Raw genomic sequence first — 24,006 nt, 5'->3', positions numbered from 1 at the left:
TGTTCAAGCGGATCAAGGGACGGCTGCAACCGACCCAAGAGGGCCAATTGTTTTTCGGGAGGTCGAGCAGGCCTTTCTCGGCCTGTCCCACCTTCGCGGCGCGGCGGCCCGAATTCGCGACTACGGTTCCGGGGAAATCAGGATCGCCTGCCTGTCCGCCTTGTCGACGAATGTCCTGCCGCGCGCGCTTCATGACTTCATGGCCGCCAACCCGAATGTCGCCGTCACATTCCAGGCGCGCATGTCTTCGAACGTGCGCGACCTCGTGGCGTCCGGCCAGTTCGATCTCGGAATCGTTGCCGACGAGATCGACAGAACCGGCGTCGAAGTCGAAGAATTCGCCCGGTTTCGCGTGGCGATCGCTCTGCCCAAGGGACATTCGCTCGAAGCCCTCGATGTCGTTCGTCCGGCCGATCTCGCCGGACAGCCCTTCATCGCGCTCGCGCCCGAGGACACGACCCGTCGCGAAGCCGAGATCGCCTTCGCAAAGGAAGGCGTCGCCGTTCGCACGGTGATGGAGACGCCCTATTCGACGACGATCTGCGCGATGGTGGCGGCTGGCATCGGCGTCGGCCTCGTCAACCCGCTGACGGCCGAACCGTATGACGGACACGGATTGTCGCTTCGGCCCTTCGAGCCGGCGCTTCATTTCCGGACGCTTCTCATCACGCCGCCCAATCGCCTTCCATCCACAATTCTGGAAGACTTCATCCGGGTGCTGCGTCGCGCGATCTGAGCGCTTTGCCGTGTTCATGCGCATGCCCGCCTCAAAGCACCTTGGACAGAAACGCGGCCGTGCGCGGATTTTGTGGATTGGCGAGCATGGTGCGCGGATGTCCTTCCTCGACGATCTGGCCCTGATCCATGAAGACGAGATGGTTTCCCACTTCCCGGGCGAAGCCGATTTCATGCGTGACGACGACCATCGTGATGCCGCTCAGCGCCAGATCCTTGATGACATCGAGGACCTCGCCGACAAGCTCGGGATCGAGCGCCGAGGTCGGTTCGTCGAACAACATCACCTCCGGCTCCATCGCCAGTGCGCGGGCGATGGCGACGCGTTGCTGCTGGCCGCCGGACAGCTGCGCCGGATAGCGGTTTCCAAAGCCGTCGAGCCCGACGCGCCGCAGCAGGTCGTCGGCCTTTCGGCGTGACTGCTCCCTCGACCAGCCCTTGACGTGCCGGGGACCCTCCATGACGTTTTCCCGCGCGGTCATGTGCGGAAACAGGTGGAAGCGCTGGAACACCATGCCTGTCAGCCGCCGCTGCGCCGCGATCTGGCCCGGCGCAAGCGGATGAAAACGACCCTCCCGCTCGGTGAAACCCTGCAATTGACCCTTGAGGAAAACCCGGCCGGCCGAAATGCTCTCCAACTGATTGATGCATCGAAGCAGTGTCGATTTTCCGGAGCCGGACGGGCCGATGGCCACGCAGACCTCGCCGCGTCGCACGCGAAGGTCCACACCCTGCAGGGCGTGAACGGGGCCGTAGAATTTGTGAATGTTCTGCATCTCGACGCAAAACTCGGAAACTTGTGCGCTCATGGCCTACTCCGCCCGTGTCGGGTGAACGGAAACGCCCTTGCCGAAATGGCGTTCGAGGAAATGCTGGCCGACCATCAGCAGGCTGGTGATGGCGAGATACCAGGTGCCGGCGACCAGCAGCAGCGGGATCGGCAGATAGAGGCGATTTGAAATCGCATTGGTCGCGAAGGTCAGGTCCAGGGTGAAGGGCACGGCGAGGACCAGAGAGGTCATCTTCAGCATGCCGATGGTTTCGTTTCCCGTCGGCGGAATGATCACCCGCATCGCTTGAGGCATGAGGATCCGCCACCAGATCTTGGCGGGTTTCATGCCGAGCGCTTGCGCCGCTTCGGCCTGTCCGCGATCGAGAGAATTGAATCCGGCCCGAAAAATTTCGGTCAGATACGCCGACTCGTTGAATCCGAGGCCGAGGATCGCGGCCATGGCCGGCGTGACGATATATTTGGTCTCGACGCTGACGATGTCGGGCCCGAAAGGGATCGCGAGGCTCAAACTGGGAAAAAGCACCGCGAACAACCCCCAGAACAGCAACTGCGTATAGATCGGAGTTCCCCGGAAGAACCATACCCAGGCATAGGCGATGCCGCGTAGAATGGGATTGTCGCCGTCGCGCATGATGACGAGCAGAGCTGCGACCAAGATGGCCACCGTCATTGCGACGACCGTCAGAAGCAGCGTCCAGCCGACCCCGCGAATGACTTGCGGGGCAAAAAGATAGGTCAGGTAGACGTCCCAGTGGAAATTGGGATTGGCTGAGACGGCCTGAACGATCTGCAGCGCCAGAATTGCCAGAATGGCGACGGCGAGCCAACGGCCCGGATGGCGGCGCGGGACGACGACGTTGCGCATGATCGCCGCCTTTGGGGATGGAACCGGCTGAAAGCCGGTCCCGGTAGTGTCCACGGTGGAGTCCATTGGTTCAGATCTTGACTTCTGGGTTGACGAGAGCCTTGTCGACGATCACAGAACCGACGCCCCAGGTGTCGAGCAGCGCCTTGTAGGTGCCGTCGGCGATGAGAGAATTGATCGTGTCGGCGATCAGTTCGGTCAGCGCCATGTCCGACTTGGCGACGGCGATGCCGTTCGGACCATGTTTGCTCAACGCGCCGCCGGCCGGCTTCATGGTCTCGAAGGCGCCGTTCGACTGCTTCGCGGCGTAACCGATGCCGGCTTCGCCCGAAACGGTCGCGTCAGCGCCCCCGGCGGCGACGCGGGTCAGTGCTTCGGGCTGCTTCGAGAAGGGCAGGATCTCGATTTCGGCCTTGCCGGCCGACTTGCAGAGATCGCTTTCGGAGATCACCGCTTTTTCGTGATAGCTGCCCGACTGAACTGCGATCTTGCGGCCGCAGAGGTCGCTCGGATCGAACTTGGCCGGATTGCCCGCTTTGACGGCCCACATGCTGCCCGTATCGGCGTAACTGACGAAATTGACGGCTTTCATGCGTTCGGTGGTGATCGAAAACGCCGAGACGCCGAGATCGAATTTGGAGCCGAGTGCCGGCAGAATGGCTTCGAAGGCGGATGTCTGAAACTCGATCTTGACGCCGAGCTTCTTTCCGATGGCGTTCGCGATATCGACGTCGATGCCCTCCGGCGTCTGGCCGTCCTTCTCGCTGAGGAACTCCCATGGCGCATAGGCGGTGTCGGAGCCGATCGTCAGGACGCCGGCGGCCTTGATCTTCTCCGGCAACCGGGCCGCCAGAGAATCCTCCACCTCGATCGAGGAGGTATCGAAACTTTGCGCGGCGCTCTGGCCGCCCATGGACATCACGGCGAGCGCGGCAAATATCGGCAGGCAAGTCAGTGTTTTGAACATTGTTGTTCCCCATTTTTGTTCGGCGACGGATTGAGGGGGCGCTTGGGAGGAGCGACATCTTCACCCGACGCCGACACTATGAAACCCGAGGAACAGTCCGTCCAATAATAAGATCCGGCTATTCTATTCTCACAGGTTATCGATGGGAGGATATAGCATCGCCCTTTGACATAACGGTTTTCGTTTCGTCGGATAACAGGACTTCAGAGGCGTCGAAAATCCGATAAAGCGTCTCTCCGCCGGCTTGGCGGGGGCACGCGTCTCGCAGTTGAGACAGATTACCGGATCGCCGGATAGAGACGCGGAAGCCACCGCTCTATGATGTCGACCGGGAAACCGAGACGGACTTTCCCCTTGGGACTGGGCGACGTCAGCACACCACGCTCCAGGAGACCGGAAAGGACCGTGCGGGCTTGCCGTTCTTGATATCCCGTCAAAGACGGCGCCTGCGAACGCGGGAACTCCCCGGCGAGAACGGCTTCCCGCAACAACGGCCAACTGCCTTTCGGGAGCCGCTGCATCTGAACCTCTTCGGCGCACCACACTTCGATGCGATTCAACAACTCGTCCGGCCTGAGCAGGCTCTCCATGAAGGTGACCTGGTCCAGGCAACACCTGAGAAAGAAGTTGGTGAATTCAGCCAAGCCGGCTTGAGTGAGGTTTCCCCGTCCATCGAGATCTCCCCGTCGCGGCTGATCGGCCTGGGCAAGCAGACGCTTGTAATCCGAGACATTCCGAGCAAGCCCCGAGACACCGACCAGAGCTCCGAACCGATCCCGAGATCTCGAAGAAGCGCATGGGATACCAACCGCGTGACACGGCCGTTGCCGTCGAAAAACGGATGAATCCAGGCGAGGCGATGATGAGATGCCCCCACCCCGATGATTTTCTGCAACTTGGAAAGCATCTTGGATGAATAAGCGTCGACGAACCTGTCGATCAGCGGCCTGATCATATCCGGCTCCGGCGCAATATGCTCTCCGACCTTCACGTAAAGCGTTCTCAGCTGGCCGGGAATCATTCTGATTGTTTCACCGCTGTCCGGATTGCGCATGATGAGCAGTTCATCGGGCAGCCGCCGGCAGTATTCCCCATGTATCCAGCAGATGCCGTCGAGCGACAAAACAGGGAAAGGCATTTCGCCGTTGTCTATCAGCTGCTGGACTTCGATATGGGCGCGCGCCTCGAGCTGAAGGTTCCGCTTCTCCGGTTCCTGGGCATACTCGCCGGCCATCGCACGGTCGATGTCGATGGGAAGCGTATTGTGGCCCTCGATGAGATTCGAGTAGTAACAGTTCATCGACCGCACGAGATCGCCGACCGACGCCCGCATAATCGGCTGCAGCCGCGCCGCAAATCGACTCGCCGCCGAGGTGAGTTCGATGGCGACGTCTTCCAACTCTTTGCTGCTGTCCGGAAGCAGCGGTTCCATGCTCGCAGATGTAATCATGTTTCGCCGATTTCTACGCCATAAAATTCCTCTTTGAGAACATATCGATAGGTTGTTTTCCAGGCAAACGTTTTGCCGGTATTTTCGCCGATCTTCCAGCCTGATCTGTGCATCGGCTCTGCTCTAGCCGCCGCTGTGGAGCGCAGCGCTCAGGTCTCGTCCGTCTCACTGGCAGCCGCTGCGACTACAGCGCCCGAGAGGCGATCCAGATTGACGATCAGCCGGTCGAGAAGCTCTACCAACCGTCGCTCATCTTCGTCCGAAAAGCCTTCCATGGCGTCTCGATTGCCCTGCAAGAGCGTCGCGGAGGCTTGCGGCAGCCGCTCCCGAACCGCAGGCGTCAGATCGATCCGGCTGCTGCGCCCGTCTCGGGGATCGCGGGTCCTCGTGATCAGTCCGTCGCGCTCCATCCGCGCCAGCATCTGCGCCATCGGCGGCTGCTCCACTCTAGCGAAACGAGCGAGGTCGCGCTGCGTATTCGCGACGCCGTTTCCGAGCGCGACGAGGACGGGGAGATGTCCCACCCCGAAACCCAGAGGCCCGAGCCGCTCCTCGCTGAGGCGGGCGAAAGCGCGGGCCGCAAGGCTGACGAGATGGCCCGGCGTCCGGAGTACTTTTTCATCCATATCTGGTCCCCAATGCTGCTTGACCAAATTTACATATGCACATATGCATTTTGATGTCGAGCCGCTTTGCGCCCGACATCATCCATCGCTGTCTAGCGGAGACCAAGACATGAACGAAGACGACAACAAGATCATCGACGAGATTTACGTCCGCTTCAACGCTCGCGACATCGATGGCGTGCTGGAAGCCCTCGACGAGGACGTGGCGTGGGCGAATGCGATGGAGGGCGGCCACGAACAGGGCCGCGAGGCGGTGAGAGCCTATTGGACGCGACAATGGGCCGTGGTCAGTCCCGTCGTGACGCCCAAGACGTTTCGGAATTCCTCACCCAACGAGATCGTCGTCGAGGTGGAGCAGCGCGTCTATGATCTGGAAGGGCGGCCGCTCGAGGGCGAGCAGGACCACGATTTGAAGGACAAGACGGTAAAGCACATCTTCCAGATGAAAAACGGGAAAGTCGTCCGCTTCGACGTCGCCTGATCAGGGTATTGCGGTCTTTCGGAAGGCAGCGGGCCCGGCTGCCGATGATGGCGAAGGTGGGCTTCGCTGGACCGGAGAAAGATCCGCGACATCTTTCGGGAAGGGGCGGATGCGGCGATCGCGGGCTCGACCGGGCGAAGGTGCGCCGTTCACTAACGCTCGCCGCGATCGAACGTCGCCTCGCTCACCCCCTTGCTCCGCAAAACGTTCCTCGCAATCTTCTCGGTCGGCGTCCGCGGCAGAGATGTATCGGTCATCTCGATATAGCGTGGGACCATGTGGCGGGGCGCCGCGACGCGGAAATGCTCCAGGAGTTCGCTCGGCGTCACCGTCGCTCCAGGTCTCCGCATCGCGACCACCATGATGTCTTCCTCGGTTAAAGCGGAGGCAATGCCGAAGGCCGCGCTTTCGACGATGTCGGGATGGCTATCGGCGACGCTCTCCACCTCATAGGCGGAGATATTCTCACCGCGACGGCGGATTGCTTCGTTCATGCGGTGCTTGAAGTAGAGCCAGCCCTCCGCATCCATCACGCCGGCGTCCCCGGAATGGTACCAGAGGTTTCTGAGCGTCTCGACGGTTTTCGGCTCATTGCGATAATAGCCGGAAAACATGCGCCAGCTCTTTTTCGGACGCGAGACGATTTCTCCGAGACTGCCGGGCGCAACCGGCTGGTCGTTGTCGTCGACGATGGCGACCTCCCAGTCTGGATGAGCGCGACCGCAGGAACCGTCGCGGGTCTCGTCAACGGTGTCGAGCGTCACGAAGCTGGTCTCCGTCTGGCCGTATCCCGTCACGAGTCGCATGCCGAAGCGACGCTCGAAGGCCTGCTTGTCGGGGACCATCGGAATGCACTGACAAACGCGAACGGGGTTGTCCGCATCGTCGCTTCGCGCCGGAGCCCGCATCAGGATAACCGCCATCGCGCCAAGCAAATTCGTCGCGGTGGCGCCGCTGGCGCGAACCTGCTCCCAGAATTTCGACGCGCTGAAACCTTCCACCAGGGTTGCCCTGCCTCCGTAGATCAGCGGCAGGTAAACACCGAACATCTGGGCGTCGGTGTGGAACAGCGGAAGCGCCGAAAAATAGCTGTCTTGCGTCGTGAAACCGAGATTGGCCGCCATCGCGGCCGCCCAGGCATAGCAATGGTGATGCGACATGATCGCGCCCTTGGCGGGGCCGGTCGTGCCCGACGTGTAGAGGATCGCCATCGGATCGGAATAATGGACGGCCCTGCGGTCGACCTCGACGGGCGAAGCGAGGCACTCCTCGAAGCGGACGATACGAGGGATGTCGATCCCGACGGCTTTGGCTTCGGAGACGTCCACGCCAACCAGGATGAGCGTGCGGATCAAGGGAAGATCGGCTTGGACCCGCGCCAGTTCAGGCAACGCCGCGGCGTCGGCGACCAGCACGTCGGCGCCGCAATTGTTGAGATTGTGGCAAAGGAGGTCGCCTTTGAGGCCGGGATTGTTGGGCGCCTCGATAGCGCCGAGCGAGGCGATGGCGAACCACAGAGCCACCAGTTCGAAACAGTTCGGCAACAGCATGGCGACGCGATCGGACTTCTGCACGCCGAGCCGACGCAAGCCGCCCGCCAACCGCATCGACACGTCGAACATTTCCTCGAAGCTGGCCGAGCGTCCGCAGATATCGATGAAGGGTCTGCCGCCCAATCGCTCCGCTTGATGGCGCAGGATATGCGGCAGCGTTCTCTGCTCTATATCCTCGTCGCGCATGCCGGGAACCGGAAGAGTGGTGGACGGGGAGAGGACGAGCGTCATGATCAGAACTCCTTGGCGCGGGCCTGGGCCTCCGGCGAGAGAAACCCGCTGACCGTCGATCGTGTTTCCAGCGCCATGGCGTCTTCGAGGGATGAGTGAAAGCCTTCATTGATCGCATGCTTGATGTCGGCGACAGCGCCGACCGGCCGCTCGGCAATCGCGAGCGCCAGCATGCGCGCCTCCCCAGCAGTTGGTCGTCCGGCACGACCTTCCAGGCGATGCCCACCTCGAGCGCCTTCCTGGCGTCGTGCTTTTCGCCGAGGATCATCAGCTCCTTCGCGATCTGGGGACCGGCCTGCTTGGTCAACAGCGCCGTGACGCCGCCTGTGACGAACAAGCCGTAGGACACTTCCGGAAAGAACCACCGCGCCTTCTCGGAAAAGATGCGGAAATCGCAGTTGACCGCCCATTCCAGCGCGCCGCCGACGCACCATCCATGAACGGCGGCGATGACGATCTTGCGCGACCGCATGATTTGCAAGGTGATGTCCTGTATCGAGTCGACCCAATCCTGCGCCGCCTCGGGCGATGCGGTCTGGGCGTCGAGATCCTTGAGGTCGTCTCCGGAACAGAAGGCGCGACCTTCGCCGTGAAGAATGATCGCGCGGATCGTATCGTCGGCCTCGGCCCTCGCCAGCGCTGCGGCGAGGCCGTCGACGAGCTGCCGGTTCATGGCGTTGAGCCGTTCCGGCCGATTGAGCTTCACCCAGGCGATCGGGCCTTCGTGCGTGGAAATGACGGCGTCTTTCACTGTGATGTTCTCCTCACACGATCATGGGTTCGACATAGGAGCCCCAGACGCCCCGAAGCGCGCCGCAGATTTCTCCCAGCGTCGCCTTCGCCTTGACCAGCTCGATCGTCTTGGGCAACAGGTTGATGTCGTCCGACTTGGCGTGCTCGGCGAGCTCATGCAGAAGCTTTTGCACCCGCTCGCCGTCCCGACCGGCGCGCACGGCCTTCAGGCGGTCGATCTGCCGCTGGGTGCACTCCTCGTCATAGGGGTGGATATGGACCTCGGCCTGGATGCTCGCCTCGTCGACATGCCTGTTGACGCCGACGGAGACTTTCTCGCCGGAATCGATCTTCTTGAAGGTCGCATAGGCCGAGTCCGCCAGCTTCTGCTGAAACCATCCTTCCTCGACGAGCTTGATGGCGCCGCCGCGCTCGCGCACCTCGTCGAGTACCTTCCAGATCTCGGTCTCCATGTCGCGCGTCAGGCTTTCGACGAAATAGGAGCCGCCGAGAGGATCGATGACCGACGTGACGTTGATTTCCTCGCGGATGATCTGCTGGGTCCGGATCGCGAGCTTCATCGCCTCTTCGGTCGGTATGGCGAAAGCCTCGTCGAGACCGTTCGTGTGCATGCTCTGACAGCCGCCCAGCACCGCGCCGAGCGCCTGGATCGCCGTCCGCATCAGATTGTTGTGATGCTCGATTTTGGTCAGGCTCATCGCGGCGGTTTGGACATGGACGCGCAACCGCATGGATTCGGGTTTCTTGGCCCGGAATTGCTCCGACATGATCTTGGCGTAGACCCGCCTGGCGGCCCTGAATTTGCAGATCTGCTCGAAGAAATCCTGGTGACTGATGAAGAAGAACGACAGGCGCGGCGCGAATTCGTCGATGTCCATTCCGGCCTCGATGATCTCTTCGCAATAGGCGATGGTGAAAGCCATGATGAAGGCGATTTCCTGGATCGCATTGCCGCCGACATCGGAGAGATGATAGCCGCTGAGGCTGATCGGATTGAGCTTCGGCGTCGCCTTGGCGCTGTACATGATGAGGTCGCGGAGCAGCCGGACGGCGGGCCGGACCGGGTAAATCCATTCTTTCTGCGCGACATATTCCTTCAGCGGGTCGGCCTGAAGTGTGCCGGTCAGTTTGCCGAGGTCGTAGCCGCGTCTCTCGGCGACGGTGACGAACATGGCGTAGATAACCCAGGCCGAAGGGTTGATGGTGAGGAGACCGAGATCGTTTCGAGGTCGATCCCGTCGAACAGCCTGTCGACATCATCATCCACCGTGTCGATCGCAACGCCGACGCGGCCGACTTCTCCAAACGCCATGGGATCGTCGCTATCCAGCCCGAGCAGCGTCGGGAGATCGAAGTCGGTCGAAAGCCCGGTCTGGCCGGTCTGGATCATGTATTTGTAGCGCTGGTTGGTCGCCTCGGGATTGCCGAAGCCGGCGACCTGCCGGATCGTCCAGGGTCGCCCGCGATACATGGTCGGATAGGCGCCGCGCGTAAAGGGATAGGCGCCGGGAAAGCCGAGATCCTCCGGCGCGATATCCGCCACGTCGGCGGCGGTATAGAGCCGTTTGAGGGGATGCCGCTCTCGGTCTCGTAGACCGGTTTTTCCTCCGGCCGACTTTTGAGAGCCGCAGCGAGCTCGCGCGCTTCCCACTCGGCCCGACGCTTGCCGATGTTTTCGATAGCCTCGGCGGAAAACAATCCCGTGTCGCTCACGTCTCCTCCTCCCATCCCAAAAGACGCCTCGCGGCCATGGTCGGCCCGATCGTCCTGCAGACAACGGCGTCGACATGTCTCTCCAGACCGTCGTCCCCTTCGTCGAACTTCCGCTGGAACATCTGCCGCGCCGTGCCGAGAATGCGCGTCCGGGCGATGCTGCGACGCCGCGACGCCAGCTCGCCGCTTTCTTCGAGATGCGCTCGATGCGCCGATATCGTCTCGACGAGCTCATCCAGACGCTGGCCTGAGACGGAGCTGACCGCCATGATCGGCGGGCGCCAGCGCGTATCGGTCCTGCCGGCGCCCAGCGCCATCATTCCGTTGAGCGCAGCGACGGTTGCGACGGCCTCCGGCTTGTCGGCCTTGCTGACCACATGGATATCGGCAATCTCGATGATGCCGGCCTTGATCGCCTGGACGTCGTCTCCGAGCCCCGGAGCCGAGAGCACGACGACGGTATGCGCCGCGGTCACCACCTCGACTTCGTCCTGACCGACGCCGACCGTTTCGATGACGATGGGCGAGTAGCCGGCGCTGTCGAGAATATCGACGGCCTCGAGCGTCGCGCGGGCGAGGCCGCCGAGATGGCCGCGTGTCGCCATGCTGCGGACATAGGCGCCCGAACTCGCGGCTGCATCGCTCATTCGCACGCGATCGCCCAGGATTGCGCCGCCGGAAAACGGACTGCTGGGATCGACGGCGACGACGCCCACCTTGTGACCGGCGACGGCGAGCGCCTTGATGAGCGCGGACACGAGCGTCGATTTGCCGGCGCCGGGAACCCCGGTGACGCCGATGACATGCGCGCGCCCCGCACGCCTGTAGAGTTCCGCGAGCGCATCGGCGGCTTCGGGATAGGCGGACTCGGCGCGCGAGATCATCCGCGCGATCGCGGAGACCCGGCCTTCGAGAACCTGGGGAACGAGGTCCATCGACGGGACATACTGGGTGCGCCGCGGCGTTTTCGTGAACGTCGCGGCCGTCATATCTGACCGCGTGCGGAGACGAGATCGATGATCGTCGTGACAATCAGATCGGCGCGCGCTTCCTGGGGCACGATCGCGTCGACGCCGCAATCGAGCAAAGCCGGATAGTCCTGTTCGGGAATGACGCCGCCGGCGACGACGAAGATGTGCTCCGCCTTCTCCTCGCGCAGGCAGCGGCCGAGTTCTCGAAACAGGGGCACATGCGAGCCCGAGAGCAGGCTGACCCCGATCACGTCGACATCCTCCTGCACCGCGGCCCTCACGACCTCGATCGGCGATTTGTAGAGGCCGGTATAGACGACCTCCATCCCGGCGTCGCGCAGGATGCGCGCGACCACCTTGGCGCCCCGGTCGTGGCCGTCGAGGCCGAGCTTGGCGACGAGAACCCGGATCTTGCCGGGCGCATGGCTCTTCGTCGCGGCCCCGGACGCCGGGGCCGTCATATCCGTGTCTGTCATGTGTCGATCGTCCTATTCGGCGGCGATGCCGGGCGCCGTCATCCGGGCTGCGAGCGCCGCCTCGATCGATTGCGCGATAATGCGGAGCCCCCTGTCGATATCGTCATCGGAAATCGTCAGTGGCGGAGCTATGCGAAAGACGCCGCCCATGCCGGCCAGCTTGACGATGTTCATGCTCAGGCCGCGCCGGAAGGCCTCCGCGGCGATCTGGCTGCCGAGTTCGTGATCGGGAGTCTTGTCGCCGCCGTCCTTGATGATCTCGACCCCGAGCATCAGTCCGCGACCACGCACGTCGCCGACGCATTCGAACCGGTCCTTGAGCGCCGACAATCCATCGAACAGCCGCTTGCCGGCGACGCCGGCTCGCTCGACGAGCCGTTCCTCGGCAACCACGTCTAGCACCGCGAGACCGACGGCGGCCGGCAGCGGATCGGAGACATGGGTGGTGTAGAAGAGAAAGCCGCGTTCATGGGCGGCCTTTTCGATCTCCGTCGTCGTCATCATCGCCGCGAGCGGCAGGCCGGCGCCGATGGTCTTGGACAGCGTCAGGATATCGGGCGTCACACCGTCCCGCTGGAAGGCGAACATGTCGCCGGTTCGGCCGATGCCGGTCTGCGCTTCGTCGAGGATCAACAGCATGCCGCGCTCGCGGCATTTCTGCTTCAACGCGGCGAGATAGCCCGCCGGCAATTCGATCATGCCGCCGCTCGACAGAATCGGCTCCGCCAGGAATGCAGCGAGACTGCCGGTCGACTGGCTGTCGACGAGGTCGAACGCATCGTCCAGCTCCGTCTTCCAGTCGAGGCTGCCGTCGGAATGCTTGAAACGGGGACGGAACGCGTTCGGCGCCGGGATCGCGAGTGATCCGACCATGCCCGGACCGTAGCCCTTGCGGCCGGCGCTGTATGTGGCGGAAGCCGCAGCGCCCGTCATGCCGTGCCAGCTCCTGGAAAAAGCGACGATCTCATGCTTGCCCGTCACCAGCTTGGCCATCCGGATGGCTGCCTCGTTGGATTCGGCGCCGGTCGAGAGCAGGATCACCTTATCCAACCCGGGCGCCAGGGCAGCGAGGCGCTCCGCCAGATCGACCACCGGCCGCGACAGCATACCGCTGAACAGATGCGCGACCTTCCCCATCTGCCGTTGGACGGCCGAGACGATTCTCGGATGCGAATGGCCGACAAGCGCGCTCATCTGGCCGGACGTGAAGTCCAGGATCGGCCTGTCGTCGGCGTCGTAAACGTAACAACCCTCCGCGCGCTCGATGATTGCAGGATCGAAGCTGCCGCCATAGCGGATCAGATGCTTGTCCGCAGCCGCCCAAAACCTGGAATCCTGATTGTTCGACATTTCCGCCTCCGGGCCGTTCGCTATTGAGAGCAAGATTATCGGCTGGCCCACATCGTGTAAAATTGATAGTTCTTGGATTGCGATATAAGGAATATTGATATGTGGAATCCGCTCGATCCAAAATTACTGGTGACGTTCGTGCACGCTGCGCATTCCGGTTCGCTCAGCCTCACCGCCCTCCAGGTCGGACGGACGCAATCGGCGGTCACGATGCAGATGCAGCGTCTGGAAGAGACGCTCGGCCAGACCTTGCTCCACAGGAGCGGCAATGGCGTGCGTCTCACCGGCGCCGGCGAGCGCTTCCTGATCCATGCCGAACGCATCCTGAAAATGCACGACGAAGCCATCTCCGCCTTCTCGGGCAGAGGGTTGCATGGCTCGATCATCTTCGGCTGTCCGGAAGATTATCTCGTGGCCTTCTTTCCCAGCCTGCTGCGGAGCTTCGGGCGCCAATACCCCGATGTCGACATCAAAGTCGTCGCCGCCCCGACCGTGGAACTCAAGGCCCTGCTGCAATCGAGAAAAGTCGATATCGCCCTGGTGTCGACGCCAAATCTGGGCGACACCGTCAATATCGTGCGTACGGAGCCGCTCGTCTGGGTGGGAGGCAAGCCGACGGTGGAGCAACTGGATTTCGGCTCCATCCTTCCGCTGGCGCTTCCGGCGTCGAACGCCATGGATCATCGCGCCGCCTGCGAGGCGATGGACGGCGCCGGCCTGCGCTACAACATCTCCTACGCCAGCAACAGCATCGCCGGCCTGATCGCAGTAGCGCGCTCGGGCCTGGCCATCAGCGTCATGACCGAAGGGGCCGTGCCGCCGGACCTTCATATCCTTGGCGCACCGCTCCCGAAACTGCCGCATCTCGGCATTCTCGTCGCCTTGCCGGACGCCGAACAATCCGCGCCTGTGAATGCCTTCGCGGAGCATGTCCGGAAGATGCTGAAGACGCTATAGCAGCGCAGGCCGCCGGGTTGCCCCTGCGGCCTGCGCCGATCCGCCATCATGCGCTCGATCGTTATTTCTCGAAGTAGGTCGGTTTGCCGTCGTCACCCTTGCGCCATTCGTAGATCACGTAGTCCGGCCTGGTGATGTCGCCCTTGGCGTCGTAGCCTATGTCGCCGAGCGCCGTTTTCCAAGGACCGCCGGCTTTGATGGCCTCGGCAACCTTCTGGGCGTCGTCGGCAGATCCGGTGCGCTCGATTGCGGCGGCGATGATCTGCAGGGCCGCATAGGAATAGAGCGTGTAGGCTTCCGGCTCGAAGCCTGAAGCGCGGAACCGCTCGACGATATCCTTGGCGGCGGGGTTTCTGCGAGGATCGGGCGCAAAGGTGTTCAGCGTGCCCACCACGCCGTCTCCGGCGATCGACGCCAGCTCGCTCGACACCATTCCGTCGCCTGAAAACAGCGTCGCCTTCAGACCCTGATCCGTGGATTGTCGAATGATGAGTCCCGCCTCGGTGTGCAGGCCGCCGAAATAGATCAGCGACACGCCATTCTCCTTCATCTTGGCGATGAGCGCCGAGAAGTCCTTTTCGCCGCTGTTGATGCCCTCATAGACGACCTCGTTGATTCCCTTGTCGTTCAGCACTTTCTTGGCGACATCGACGAGACCCTGGCCATAGGGCGTCTTGTCGTGAACGATCGCGATCTTCGCATCCTTGAAATGATCGGCGATATAATCGCCCGCCACGGTGCCCTGCTGATCGTCGCGACCGCAGGTGCGGAAGGTGTTCCACAGACCGCGCTCGGTATATTGCGGATTGGTCGAGGCCGGCGTGATCTGAAGCACTCCATTTTCGGCATAGACGTCTGAGGCGGGGATCGAAACGCCGGAATTGAAGTGGCCGACGACATATTTTACGCCTTCGCCCACAAATTTATTGGCCACGGAGATGCCCTGCTTGGGATCGGAGACGTCGTCGCCGACCACGACCTTGATCTGCTGACCCAGAACCCCGCCGGCCGCGTTGATATCGGCCGCAGCCTGCTCGGCGCCCTTGAGCAATTGCGCGCCGAACGCGGCGTTCGGACCGGTCATCGGACCCGCAACTCCGATCACCATATCGGCCCACGCCGTTCCGCTGAAGGCGACCAACGCCGTGATCACGGCCGAGGACAGAAGTGACTTTCGCATGAATGCCTCCCAGTATCGCAGCGGGCCGTTGAAAACGCTTCGTTGCGGCGCCCGCCTGGCCCGAACGAAGCAAACCGAGTGTGGATCAGGCCGCCGCCTCGACGGCGATCGCCGTCGCCTCGCCGCCCCCGATGCAGACCGCCGCCACTCCGCGCCTGAGACCATGCCTTCGGAGCGCGGAGACCAGCGTGACGATGATCCTGGCTCCCGAGGCGCCGATGGGGTGACCGAGGGCGCAGGCGCCGCCGTGAATGTTGATCTTGTCCGCGGGCAGGTCGAGATCGCGCATCGCCGCCATCGGCACGACGGCGAACGCTTCGTTGATCTCGAACAGATCGACGTCTCGGATCGCCCAGCCGATGCGGTCGCAGAGGCTTCTGACGGCGCCGATCGGCGCTGTCGGGAAAAGCTCGGGTCTATCGGCGTAGGTCGCATGTCCGCGGATCAACGCGAGCGGCGCGCGGCCCCTGCTCTCCGCCGTCGAATGGCGCATGAGCGCCAGCGCCGCCGCGCCATCCGAAATCGACGACGCATTGGCCGCCGTGACCGTGCCGCCGTCGCGAAAGGCGGGCTTCAGGGTCGGGATCTTGTCGACCCGCGCCTTGCGCGGCTGCTCGTCCTCGATGATCATCGAGACGCCGGATTTCGCCTTAAGGGCCACGGGCGCGATTTCTTCCGCAAAACCGCCGTCGCGCATCGCCCGCTGGGCCTTTTCCAGCGAAGACAAAGCGAAGGCATCCTGATCGTCGCGCGTGAATTGGTAGGCGTCGGCGCAATCCTCGGCGAAGGCGCCCATCAGCCGCCCGCGATCATAGGCGTCCTCGAGGCCATCGAGGAACATATGGTCGACGATCCTGCCATGGCCCATTCGATAGCCCGCCCGCGCCCGATCGAGCAGATAGGGCGCGTTGGACATGCTCTCCATTCCGCCCGCGACCGCAACGCCGATGCTGCCGGCGGTGATCAGGTCATGGGCGAGCATGACCGCCTTCATGCCGGAGCCGCACATCTTGTTGATCGTGGCGGCGCCGACTGAAGCCGGCAACCCGGCTCCGAGCGCCGCCTGCCTGGCAGGAGCCTGCCCCTGCCCCGCCATCAGCACACAGCCGAACAGGACTTCGTCGACGGCATCGGGCTGCAGGCCGGCGCGTTCGAGGCTGGCCCGGATCGCGATCGCTCCGAGCTCGGAGGCGACGACATCCTTCAACTCGCCCTGGAAGCCCGCGAGCGGCGTGCGCGCGGCCCCGACGACGACAACTGGATCGGCGTTGTTCATCTCCATCTCCTTAGCGCGGCGCCATGCGCAGGGCTCCGTCGAGACGGATCACCTCGCCGTTGAGCATCGTGTTTTCGCAAATATGCTTGACGAGGGCGGCAAACTCCTCCGGTCGGCCGAGGCGCGGCGGAAAGGGCACGCTGGCTCCGAGGGCGTCCTGCACCTCTTGCGGCATGCCCGCCACCATCGGCGTCTCGAACAGGCCCGGCGCAACTGTCACGACACGGATGCCATGACGCGCGAGCTCGCGCGCCACCGGCAGAGTGAGCGCGGCAACCCCGCCTTTCGAGGCCGCATAGGCGGCTTGCCCGATCTGGCCGTCGAAGGCGGCGATCGACGCAGTATTGACGATGAGGCCGCGTTCGCCGTCTCCATCCGGCTCTTGTTTCGCCATCACATCGGCGACCAGGCGCATCATGTTGAACGTGCCGACGAGATTGATCGACACGACCCGGGCGAAGCTCTCCAACGAGTGCGGCCCCTTCCGCCCCAGCACTTTTTCGCCCGGCGCCACGCCGGCGCAATTGACCAGACCGTGAATCTCGCCGCCGAAATGACGTCGCGCGAGCTCCAGGCCCTCGGCGACATCGCGCTCCACCGTCACGTCGCCGGCGCTGAACCTGACGCTGTCGCCGAGTTCCGCCACAAAGTCTTCTCCGGGCGCGGGATCGACATCGATGCCGAGAACGCGACCGCCCTCGGCGACCAGCATCCGGGCGACGGCCCTGCCCAGACCGGAGCCGGCGCCCGTGACGACAAAGACCTGTTCCTTGATTTTCATTCCCGCTCTCACACCCCATGCCATCGACACATGTTGCGGCGAAGAAAAGTGGTATACAATGACAGGAGATGCGAGTTTCCTTGATCGCTTTTGCCATGTTCGCCACAGGAGACGGATGATGGAACGCCGGATGATCGCCCCCTGTTTCATGGACGACACGCTCGATTGTCTGCGCCGTCATGGCGTCGACGCTGCGCCCTTGCTGGCCCGGGTCGGCCTGTCGGGCACGATCAGCGACCCCATCTCGTCGGAACAGTATGGCGCTCTCTGGCGCGCTGTGGCGCGCGAAATGGACGACGAGTTCTTCGGTGAAGGCGCGCGCCCGATGCGCGCAGGAAGCTTCGCCCTGCTCTGCCACGCCATCCTGTCGACGGAAACGTTGGAACATGCGCTCAGGCGCGCGCTCCGCTTCCTGCGCGTGGCGCTGGACGATCCGCATGGCGAGTTGGTCGTTGAGGATGGACTGGCGCAGATCGTGCTGAAGGATGCCGGATCCGTCCGCTCGGCCTTTGCCTACCGGACGTTCTGGATCATCGTGCATGGCGTCAATTGCTGGCTCGTCGGCCGTCGGCTGCCGATCCGCTGGGTGGATTTTCGTTGTGGCGCGCCGGCCGTCGGCGCCGACTATCGCCTGTTCTTCGGGGCGCCGGTCCGTTTCGACCAACCGCAGACGCGGCTGGTCTTCGACGCGGAATTCCTGAAACTGCCGCCGATCCGCGATGAACGCGCATTGCGGGAATTCCTGCGCCACGCGCCGGCAAACATCCTCGTCCGCTACCGCCATGACGAAGGCCTCTCGGCCGCCATCCGCCAAAGGTTGAGGGCGACTACGCCCGCGACCTGGCCGACTTTCGACCTGCTTGCCGCCCGCCTGCGCATGAGCGCACCGACTTTGCGCCGCAGATTGCAGCTCGAAGGCCAGACCTATCGCTCGATCAAGGACGATATCCGGCGTTCATTGGCGACGGAGGCTCTTCTGGAAGGAAACACCGGCATCGCCGATCTCGCGACCGCCCTCGGATTTTCCGAACCGAGCGCCTTTCACCGCGCGTTCCGAAAGTGGACGGGTCTGAGCCCGGCGCGCTTTCGCAGGGATCAGGGCGCGCGTTGAGCGGCGCAGCCCCAATCGGCCCGCAGGTCGCGACACGCGCCGATTTGGTTCCGAATTCTTGTGCGAATGCAATATTCTAGACGACGTGCAGGAAAAGAGTTTCGCCGTCGGCGACATAATCCATCATAAACCACTTGTCGTGCACGTGTTCCGATGAGCCGGACGCCAGCCGGCATTCGTTCATGTCAATCCTGTCCGATTTGATCCGAGCGAGCGCCCCTAGGCATCCTGATATTGAAGCATTGCATTAGGGGACGGCAATGAAACCAATCCTGCTTGTGGACGACTCCACCACCATGCTGTCGAGCCTTTCCAGCATTCTCACGAAGGCGGGGCTTTCCTTTTCGACCGCGTCGAACGGCCAGGACGCGATCGACAGCGTCAATCGCGGCCTGTCGCCATCGCTGGTCATAACCGATTACCATATGCCGGGCATGCATGGCGTCGAGTTGATTTCCCGTCTACGCCGGCTGCCTCAAACGCGTTTTACGCCGATGCTGGTCCTCACCACGGATTCGCAACAAGACAAACGGGCGGCCGCCAAGGCGGCAGGTGCCACGGGATGGCTGGTGAAGCCGGTAGATCCGACCGCCCTTTTGCAGGTCGTCCGCCAGGTGACGGCCGCTTAGGCCGATGAAATGAGAGAGTGGCCATGCGTGTTTCCCGGTTTACCAGACCACAGGTCCTGCTCGCATTTCCCTTGGGCGGCGTCATTGGAGCCGCCTGTCTCAATTCGGCGACGCCCCGCATCGCGATGACGATGGCTGGGGCTTGCCTGGTGCTGGCCGGATTGTTGTGCGGGTTTATTGTCGGCAGACGTCACCCCGTCGTCATCATACGGCGTTCCGAGGCCTCAGACGATTTTCGCGCGGCAGTGGAGACGGGCGCGGTTGCCGAACCCGGAGAGAAGGATGCGGACATAGAAGCGATCAACGACAATGTCATTCCGTTCCCCGCCAAGCCACAACCGTCTCAGGAGTCGAGCCGCGGTGACCTCGCTCTGGCGGCGACCCGCCTCGACGACTATCCCGCCTATGTCGATCTGTTGCGGATGCAATTGCAGTCGGTGACGAATGTCAGTCAGGATGCGGCAGAAAACCTGCTCGCAAGCCTGCTCGAAGTGGATGGCCGGGTGACCGCGCTGATGGACTTCCTCAAGAGCGCCGGATCGAACGACAGTTCCGAGCGCATTCTCGGCCAGATCGAAGAGCAGCTTCTGGGGTGCCGGCAGCACCTTGCCAAACTCGGCGATCAGCAGGAGAAATCCGCCTCGGACGCCGTCGCCTTCCAGCAGCGCCTGTCCGACGAAACCCAGAACGTCCTTACCGTGCTGAATGGCGTCCAACGGATCGCGCGGCAGACGACGATGTTGTCGCTGAACGTTTCGATCGAGGCGGCGCGGGTCGGCGAGGTCGGAAAGGGTTTCTCGGTCATCGCTCAGGAGATCCGATCGCTCGCGGGCGAAGTACAGCATTTGGCAGACAACGTGCATGATCGCGTGTCGGGCCTTATGTCCTCGGTGAACACGGACCTCGAGGACCAGTCCAAGCGGCGACAGGACAGCGAAACGGCGGCGATGAACAACATCTCCGATGCGCTGGGACTGCTGACCACCAATCTGATGCTGCTGCTTCAACACCAGCGCGAAGTGCTCGTTCGGGTCAAGACGGAGAACGAGGATATCGCCGAACCGATCATGGCCATGATGGGCAGCATCCAGTTCCAGGATATCGTTCGGCAGCAGATCGAGCAGGTCATTTCGATGGCGACGGAGGTCAAGTCGCATATCGGTTCGGTGCGCGACGGGCTGTTGGAGCCGTCGAGGCTGAAAGGCCTGGCAGCGCTCGCCGAGACGCTCGATCGGCTCTCGTCGTCCTATGTCATGCGCGAACAGAGGCAAATCCACAACACGGTCCTGAGCGACAATTCTGTCGACGAAGCGCCGGTCGCGATGATCGAGCTCTTCTAATGCACAGTCAATCAGACTTCCCTGACCGGAGAAGCAGTCGCCCTCGCCATACCCATATATACTAATTTATTTTCAATACATATAACGAATATATATTTATACTTCAAATGAATATCTGTTTCCAGGATGCAATATTCCTTATTTCGCGAGCGATCTCCAAGTATAAATACAAGCTCGCACAAGCTCCGAAATCAAACCATCCGCTGGCCATTTTGAGAGGCCCACTCGGCGGAGACGATTGATGACACTTGTTAAAAAATATCAGAAACAGATTAGCGACGCGATGAGCACACCCGCCTCGACGCGCGGCAATGGCTCTGCGTCGCGCGACGCAGACCAGCAGCGCAAGCGCGCTCGCACATTGGCCAAGCAACAACAGGCCGCGGAACGGATCGCCGCGGCGACGGCCGAGATTTCGGCCGGCATCAACGAGGCGGCATCGGCTGCCGAAGAGCTGAAGCGCGCCTCCGACCAGATCGCCTCGGGCGCCTCGGAAGCGTCGAACGCAGCCCAGGAATCGTTGGTGGCTTGCCGGCAGATGACCGATTCCATCACGCGTCAGCTGCGGGCATCCGAAGTAGGCCAGACCAAGATGGAAAGCACCCAGGCGCTGGTGCAGCGGACGAGCGCAGATGTCGGCGTGCTGATCGCCAATGTCGGCGTCGCCGCGGTTCGCCAGCAGGCTTCGGTGGAGTTGATCGCCGAGCTCGAAAAACAGGCGGCCAATATCGGCGATATCGTGAAGGCGGTGGGCCGGATCGCCGACCAGACCAATCTTCTGGCGCTCAACGCCGCGATCGAGGCTGCCAGGGCCGGCAAGCACGGCAAGGGATTTGCAGTCGTCGCCGACGAAGTCCGCACCCTCGCCGAAACGTCCGAAAAATCCGCCAAGCAGATCGCCGATCTCGTGGGGCAGATACAGGTGGACGTCAAGGCGATCACGTCGGGGATCAACACCTCGGCGGACTCCATCAAGGGCGAAATTGAAAAGGGCAAGATGATCACTGCCCAGCTCGACCAGATCCGCACCGACGCGATCGACGTCATCACCGGCATCCGCGAAATCGCCGCTGGCGCCGTGCAGTCGAACGCTGCCGCGCTCCAGGCCCTGAAGGGCTCCGAAGAAATCGCAGCCGCGGCCGAGGAACAATCCGCCGCAGCCGAAGAGTCGGCCAAATCGGTGCAGGAGCAATCGCAGGCGCTCGCCGAATGCGAGCAGACAGCCCAGGCGCTGACCGAGCTTGCCGAGGATCTGAAGAACTCGACCGACATCGCCAAGAGTTCGGAGGAAATGGCGTCGTCGTCGGAAGAGCTGTCTTCCGCCATCCAGGAAATCAACCGCTCCGCCAGTCAGGTGATGACGGCGCTGGACGAGATCCGTCGCGGTGCGCAGACATCCGCTTCGGCAACCGCCGAATCCGCCGCCGCCATGGGCCAGATCGAACGAGGCCTCGACATCGCTCAGAACCGCGCCACGGACAGCGTCGACAGGCTCACCAGCATGAAATCGCTGCTCGGCGCCAACAAGACCTCGGTAGACCAGCTGATCGAAGGCATCCAGGGTTCGGCTACAGCCACGCGGACGAGCATCAATCAGGTCAAGGATCTCGCAGTGGTCTCGCGCCGGATCGACAAAATCGTCGAGGCGATCGCAACGGTCTCCGTGCAGACCAATATGCTGGCCGTCAACGGCTCGATCGAAGCGGCGCGCGCAGGCGAATTCGGCAAGGGATTTGCGGTCGTCGCAACGGATATCCGCAACCTCGCCCGGGATTCCGCCGAGAACGCCGACCGCATCAAGGATCTCGTCAAATCGGTGCAGGATCAGATCCAGGCCGTGAGCCGCGATCTCGACGAGATTGTCGAAGCGGCGCTCGACGAGGTCGAAAAGGCCAAGACGACCACTGCGAACCTGGTCAGCATCGAAGTGGAAGTCGCCGACGTGCAGAACGGCGCATCGGAAATACTCGCCAGCGCAAACGAAATTGCCGCCGCGGTCGCTCAGACCAAGCGGGGCATCGACCAGATCTCGGCTGCTTCCCAGCAAGCTGAACGCGCTGCAGAGGAAGCGTCGACGGCTGCCCGACAGCAGTCCCAGGGCGCCGAGGAACTCGTCAAGGCCGTCGAGGAGATCGCCTCCCTGGCCGACGAATTGCAGACAGCAGCGTGATCGGAGCACGCCATGTCCTTTGATGAAGTCGTCTCGACAGAAGAAGCGCCCGAGATCGAAACCAGCGACAATCAGTTCGTGACGTTTTCGGTCGAGGGAGAAGTCTTCGCCGCGCCCATGGCGCCGGTTCAGGAAATCATTCGTGTGCCCGGGCTGGCGCAGGTTCCGCTCGCCCCGCCATCGCTCCTCGGTCTCGCAAATTTGCGGGGCCGAATCCTGCCGATCGTCAACCTGCGACGCATCTTCGGGCTGGCGGATGTCAGCGACACCGACGCGACGAGGGCTTTGGTCATCAATCTGGGAACCCCTCTGGGCTTCGTCGTCGACCGGGTTGCGAGCGTCATCGCCGTGGATCAGGCCGATATCGAACCGGCTTCGTCCATCGGAGCGAGCGTCGATGCAAGACTGCTGACCGGTGTCGTCAAGATGGCCAACGGCGAGATCGTCATGATCCTCGATTTCGCCGAATTGATCGCCCGCGAATTCGCCGGCACCGCGATCGATGGTCGTCAGGCCAACCTCGTCGCATCCTCGGATCTGGACCCCTCGGAAGAGGCCGCCGAAGAGGAGCGGGACACCGACGAGATGCAGTTGGTGTCCTTCAAGGTCGAAAAGCAGGAATATGCCGCCGATATCGCCGCCGTTCAGGAAATCGTCCAGATGCCCGAGCGCGTGGTCGCCATACCGAATGCGCCGGTCCATGTACTCGGTCTGATGACATTGCGCGAGCGGCTGCTGCCGCTCGTGTCCCTTCGAGCGTTGCTCGGCCTCGCAGAAACCGACGAGGACGAAACTCAGCGCATCATCGTGCTCGGCCTCGGCGAAGGCCAAGCCGTCGGCGTCGTGGCGGACTCCGTCGACGAAGTTCTCAGGGTTTCGCGTCAGCAGGCCGACACCCTTCCCAAGATCCTATCCGGTCGGGGCGGTCTGGAGGAAATCTCGGCCGTCTGTAGGCTGGATGGCGGCAAACGGCTGGTCTCTGTGCTCGACACCAACCGGATGTTCGCCAATGCGGACATGAAGAACGCACTGGCGACGGCCACAGAAATGGAGAGGGACATGCACGACGCCGATTTCGAAGTGGATGATCACGACGCGCCGGAAGACGAGGAACAGGTCGTCGTCTTCCGTCTGGGCAGCGAGGAGTTCGGCGTGCCGATCGCGGCGGTGCACGAAATCGTTCGGGTGCCCGAAAGCCTGACGCGCGTTCCGAAGGCGCCGACCTTCGTCGTCGGCGTCATCAATCTCCGGGGCGCCGTTCTGCCGGTGATAGACCAGCGCCGGCGGCTCGATCTCGACGATATCGAGAGGAACGACCGTCAGCGGATCATGGTCTATGCGCTGAACGGCAAACGCACGGGCTTCATCGTCGACTCGGTGACGGAGGTCCTCAAGATTCCGCGCAACGCCATCGAGCCTTCGCCCAAATTGTCGCTCGATCAACACCGCATCCTCGGTCGCGTCGCCAACCTTGAGAAGCAGAAAAGGATGATCATGTTGATGGATCCGGACGCGCTGCTCACGGAGACGGAACTCGCGGATCTGGAGGCTTAGTCGTTCCAATGCCTCTGAAAGTTCTGGTCGTAGACGATTCCGCT

Annotated in this window: 22 protein-coding genes and 2 pseudogenes; 8 read left to right on the top strand and 16 right to left on the bottom strand. The window is 62.5% G+C overall.

The window, feature by feature from the left end:
• Positions 1-160 precede the first annotated feature (160 nt).
• The gene (locus tag H2O14_RS24675; protein WP_246697798.1) at positions 161-736 is read left to right on the top strand and encodes a LysR substrate-binding domain-containing protein; all 576 of its coding nucleotides are present in this window, start codon (positions 161-163) and stop codon (positions 734-736) included.
• A gap of 31 nt (positions 737-767) precedes the next feature.
• Here H2O14_RS24675 and H2O14_RS24670 read toward each other — a convergent pair whose 3' ends face one another.
• The 6 genes from H2O14_RS24670 to H2O14_RS24650 form a co-directional block, all read right to left on the bottom strand.
• A complete protein-coding gene (locus H2O14_RS24670) occupies positions 768-1,544 on the bottom strand; it encodes an amino acid ABC transporter ATP-binding protein (RefSeq protein ID WP_182829996.1) in 777 nt (258 codons plus the stop codon).
• A 3-nt stretch (positions 1,545-1,547) separates the two neighbouring features.
• Complete coding sequence (locus H2O14_RS24665) at positions 1,548-2,393, bottom strand: amino acid ABC transporter permease (RefSeq protein WP_182829995.1); 846 nt, start codon at positions 2,391-2,393, stop codon at positions 1,548-1,550.
• 70 nt (positions 2,394-2,463) lie between these two features.
• The gene (locus H2O14_RS24660) at positions 2,464-3,360 is read right to left on the bottom strand and encodes an ABC transporter substrate-binding protein (RefSeq protein WP_182829994.1); all 897 of its coding nucleotides are present in this window, start codon (positions 3,358-3,360) and stop codon (positions 2,464-2,466) included.
• 278 nt (positions 3,361-3,638) lie between these two features.
• Positions 3,639-3,950 carry a hypothetical protein gene (locus H2O14_RS28140; protein ID WP_246697797.1) on the bottom strand — a complete coding sequence of 104 codons (312 nt, stop codon included), beginning with the start codon at positions 3,948-3,950 and terminating at the stop codon, positions 3,639-3,641.
• Entirely contained in the window at positions 3,917-4,792 is an 876-nt protein-coding gene (locus tag H2O14_RS24655) for a Fic family protein (protein WP_246697796.1), read from the bottom strand. Before H2O14_RS24655 ends, H2O14_RS28140 begins: the two co-directional genes overlap by 34 nt.
• Before the next feature lie 167 nt (positions 4,793-4,959).
• A complete protein-coding gene (locus H2O14_RS24650) occupies positions 4,960-5,436 on the bottom strand; it encodes a MarR family winged helix-turn-helix transcriptional regulator (protein WP_182829993.1) in 477 nt (158 codons plus the stop codon).
• A 109-nt stretch (positions 5,437-5,545) separates the two neighbouring features.
• On the opposite strand from H2O14_RS24650, the gene H2O14_RS24645 reads away from it, so the two are divergent.
• Positions 5,546-5,917, top strand: a complete 372-nt coding sequence (locus H2O14_RS24645; RefSeq protein WP_182829992.1) for a nuclear transport factor 2 family protein — start codon at positions 5,546-5,548, stop codon at positions 5,915-5,917.
• 152 nt (positions 5,918-6,069) lie between these two features.
• Here H2O14_RS24645 and H2O14_RS24640 read toward each other — a convergent pair whose 3' ends face one another.
• The 7 genes and pseudogenes from H2O14_RS24640 to H2O14_RS24615 form a co-directional block, all read right to left on the bottom strand.
• Positions 6,070-7,701 (bottom strand): AMP-binding protein, encoded by a 1,632-nt coding sequence (locus H2O14_RS24640; RefSeq protein WP_182829991.1) that lies wholly within the window; start codon positions 7,699-7,701, stop codon positions 6,070-6,072.
• Positions 7,702-7,703: 2 nt separating this feature from the next.
• Positions 7,704-7,874, bottom strand: coding sequence for a hypothetical protein (locus H2O14_RS28135; protein WP_246697842.1), 171 nt, complete (start codon positions 7,872-7,874; stop codon positions 7,704-7,706).
• A 38-nt stretch (positions 7,875-7,912) separates the two neighbouring features.
• A pseudogene (locus H2O14_RS28130) lies at positions 7,913-8,374 on the bottom strand (enoyl-CoA hydratase/isomerase family protein); the annotation flags it as partial.
• Positions 8,375-8,465: 91 nt separating this feature from the next.
• Positions 8,466-10,243, bottom strand: a pseudogene (locus tag H2O14_RS24630) (methylmalonyl-CoA mutase family protein).
• Positions 10,164-11,156 (bottom strand): methylmalonyl Co-A mutase-associated GTPase MeaB, encoded by a 993-nt coding sequence (gene meaB, locus H2O14_RS24625; RefSeq protein WP_182829990.1) that lies wholly within the window; start codon positions 11,154-11,156, stop codon positions 10,164-10,166. Before meaB ends, H2O14_RS24630 begins: the two are co-directional and overlap by 80 nt.
• Positions 11,153-11,614, bottom strand: coding sequence for a cobalamin B12-binding domain-containing protein (locus tag H2O14_RS24620; protein ID WP_182829989.1), 462 nt, complete (start codon positions 11,612-11,614; stop codon positions 11,153-11,155). Before H2O14_RS24620 ends, meaB begins: the two co-directional genes overlap by 4 nt.
• A 12-nt stretch (positions 11,615-11,626) precedes the next feature.
• Positions 11,627-12,964, bottom strand: a complete 1,338-nt coding sequence (locus H2O14_RS24615) for an aspartate aminotransferase family protein (protein ID WP_182829988.1) — start codon at positions 12,962-12,964, stop codon at positions 11,627-11,629.
• 99 nt (positions 12,965-13,063) lie between these two features.
• Here H2O14_RS24615 and H2O14_RS24610 point away from each other — a divergent pair, with 99 nt between their 5' ends.
• On the top strand, positions 13,064-13,921 hold the full coding sequence (locus H2O14_RS24610) for a LysR family transcriptional regulator (RefSeq protein ID WP_182829987.1): 858 nt from the start codon (positions 13,064-13,066) through the stop codon (positions 13,919-13,921).
• A 61-nt stretch (positions 13,922-13,982) separates the two neighbouring features.
• On the opposite strand, the gene H2O14_RS24605 is transcribed toward H2O14_RS24610, so the two are convergent.
• From H2O14_RS24605 to H2O14_RS24595, 3 genes are all read right to left on the bottom strand, one after another.
• Positions 13,983-15,101, bottom strand: coding sequence for a branched-chain amino acid ABC transporter substrate-binding protein (locus H2O14_RS24605; protein ID WP_182829986.1), 1,119 nt, complete (start codon positions 15,099-15,101; stop codon positions 13,983-13,985).
• A gap of 85 nt (positions 15,102-15,186) precedes the next feature.
• On the bottom strand, positions 15,187-16,377 hold the full coding sequence (locus tag H2O14_RS24600) for an acetyl-CoA C-acyltransferase (RefSeq protein WP_182829985.1): 1,191 nt from the start codon (positions 16,375-16,377) through the stop codon (positions 15,187-15,189).
• A gap of 10 nt (positions 16,378-16,387) precedes the next feature.
• Positions 16,388-17,158 carry a 3-hydroxyacyl-CoA dehydrogenase gene (locus H2O14_RS24595; protein WP_182829984.1) on the bottom strand — a complete coding sequence of 257 codons (771 nt, stop codon included), beginning with the start codon at positions 17,156-17,158 and terminating at the stop codon, positions 16,388-16,390.
• A 118-nt stretch (positions 17,159-17,276) separates the two neighbouring features.
• On the opposite strand from H2O14_RS24595, the gene H2O14_RS24590 reads away from it, so the two are divergent.
• From H2O14_RS24590 to H2O14_RS24570, 5 genes are all read left to right on the top strand, one after another.
• Positions 17,277-18,269, top strand: a complete 993-nt coding sequence (locus H2O14_RS24590; protein WP_182829983.1) for an AraC family transcriptional regulator — start codon at positions 17,277-17,279, stop codon at positions 18,267-18,269.
• Positions 18,270-18,529: 260 nt separating this feature from the next.
• Complete coding sequence (locus H2O14_RS24585) at positions 18,530-18,898, top strand: response regulator (RefSeq protein WP_182829982.1); 369 nt, start codon at positions 18,530-18,532, stop codon at positions 18,896-18,898.
• A gap of 23 nt (positions 18,899-18,921) precedes the next feature.
• Positions 18,922-20,238 (top strand): methyl-accepting chemotaxis protein, encoded by a 1,317-nt coding sequence (locus tag H2O14_RS24580; RefSeq protein WP_182829981.1) that lies wholly within the window; start codon positions 18,922-18,924, stop codon positions 20,236-20,238.
• Between the two features lie 283 nt (positions 20,239-20,521).
• Positions 20,522-22,408, top strand: coding sequence for a methyl-accepting chemotaxis protein (locus H2O14_RS24575; protein WP_246697795.1), 1,887 nt, complete (start codon positions 20,522-20,524; stop codon positions 22,406-22,408).
• A 12-nt stretch (positions 22,409-22,420) separates the two neighbouring features.
• Entirely contained in the window at positions 22,421-23,962 is a 1,542-nt protein-coding gene (locus tag H2O14_RS24570) for a chemotaxis protein CheW (RefSeq protein WP_182829979.1), read from the top strand.
• The last annotated feature ends 44 nt before the right edge of the window (positions 23,963-24,006 follow it).

Source organism: Rhizobium sp. G21, assembly GCF_014158035.1.
Lineage (GTDB): Bacteria > Pseudomonadota > Alphaproteobacteria > Rhizobiales > Rhizobiaceae > Rhizobium_E.
This window is presented reverse-complemented; position numbering and strand designations above follow the sequence as displayed.

Excerpts from the sequence above, each read along its gene's own strand:
- H2O14_RS24660 (WP_182829994.1), bottom strand. The coding sequence starts at position 3,360 with ATGTTCAAAACACTGACTTGCCTGCCGATATTTGCCGCGCTCGCCGTG.
- H2O14_RS24590 (WP_182829983.1), top strand. The coding sequence starts at position 17,277 with ATGGAACGCCGGATGATCGCCCCCTGTTTCATGGACGACACGCTCGAT.
- H2O14_RS24670 (WP_182829996.1), bottom strand. The coding sequence starts at position 1,544 with ATGAGCGCACAAGTTTCCGAGTTTTGCGTCGAGATGCAGAACATTCAC.
- H2O14_RS24595 (WP_182829984.1), bottom strand. The coding sequence starts at position 17,158 with ATGAAAATCAAGGAACAGGTCTTTGTCGTCACGGGCGCCGGCTCCGGT.
- H2O14_RS24570 (WP_182829979.1), top strand. The coding sequence starts at position 22,421 with ATGTCCTTTGATGAAGTCGTCTCGACAGAAGAAGCGCCCGAGATCGAA.
- H2O14_RS24655 (WP_246697796.1), bottom strand. The coding sequence starts at position 4,792 with ATGGAACCGCTGCTTCCGGACAGCAGCAAAGAGTTGGAAGACGTCGCC.
- H2O14_RS24605 (WP_182829986.1), bottom strand. The coding sequence starts at position 15,101 with ATGCGAAAGTCACTTCTGTCCTCGGCCGTGATCACGGCGTTGGTCGCC.
- H2O14_RS24585 (WP_182829982.1), top strand. The coding sequence starts at position 18,530 with ATGAAACCAATCCTGCTTGTGGACGACTCCACCACCATGCTGTCGAGC.
- H2O14_RS24620 (WP_182829989.1), bottom strand. The coding sequence starts at position 11,614 with ATGACAGACACGGATATGACGGCCCCGGCGTCCGGGGCCGCGACGAAG.
- H2O14_RS28135 (WP_246697842.1), bottom strand. The coding sequence starts at position 7,874 with ATGCTGGCGCTCGCGATTGCCGAGCGGCCGGTCGGCGCTGTCGCCGAC.
- H2O14_RS28140 (WP_246697797.1), bottom strand. The coding sequence starts at position 3,950 with ATGGAGAGCCTGCTCAGGCCGGACGAGTTGTTGAATCGCATCGAAGTG.
- H2O14_RS24640 (WP_182829991.1), bottom strand. The coding sequence starts at position 7,701 with ATGACGCTCGTCCTCTCCCCGTCCACCACTCTTCCGGTTCCCGGCATG.
- H2O14_RS24650 (WP_182829993.1), bottom strand. The coding sequence starts at position 5,436 with ATGGATGAAAAAGTACTCCGGACGCCGGGCCATCTCGTCAGCCTTGCG.
- H2O14_RS24615 (WP_182829988.1), bottom strand. The coding sequence starts at position 12,964 with ATGTCGAACAATCAGGATTCCAGGTTTTGGGCGGCTGCGGACAAGCAT.
- H2O14_RS24645 (WP_182829992.1), top strand. The coding sequence starts at position 5,546 with ATGAACGAAGACGACAACAAGATCATCGACGAGATTTACGTCCGCTTC.
- H2O14_RS24600 (WP_182829985.1), bottom strand. The coding sequence starts at position 16,377 with ATGAACAACGCCGATCCAGTTGTCGTCGTCGGGGCCGCGCGCACGCCG.
- H2O14_RS24580 (WP_182829981.1), top strand. The coding sequence starts at position 18,922 with ATGCGTGTTTCCCGGTTTACCAGACCACAGGTCCTGCTCGCATTTCCC.
- H2O14_RS24610 (WP_182829987.1), top strand. The coding sequence starts at position 13,064 with ATGTGGAATCCGCTCGATCCAAAATTACTGGTGACGTTCGTGCACGCT.
- H2O14_RS24575 (WP_246697795.1), top strand. The coding sequence starts at position 20,522 with ATGAGCACACCCGCCTCGACGCGCGGCAATGGCTCTGCGTCGCGCGAC.
- H2O14_RS24665 (WP_182829995.1), bottom strand. The coding sequence starts at position 2,393 with ATGCGCAACGTCGTCGTCCCGCGCCGCCATCCGGGCCGTTGGCTCGCC.
- meaB (WP_182829990.1), bottom strand. The coding sequence starts at position 11,156 with ATGACGGCCGCGACGTTCACGAAAACGCCGCGGCGCACCCAGTATGTC.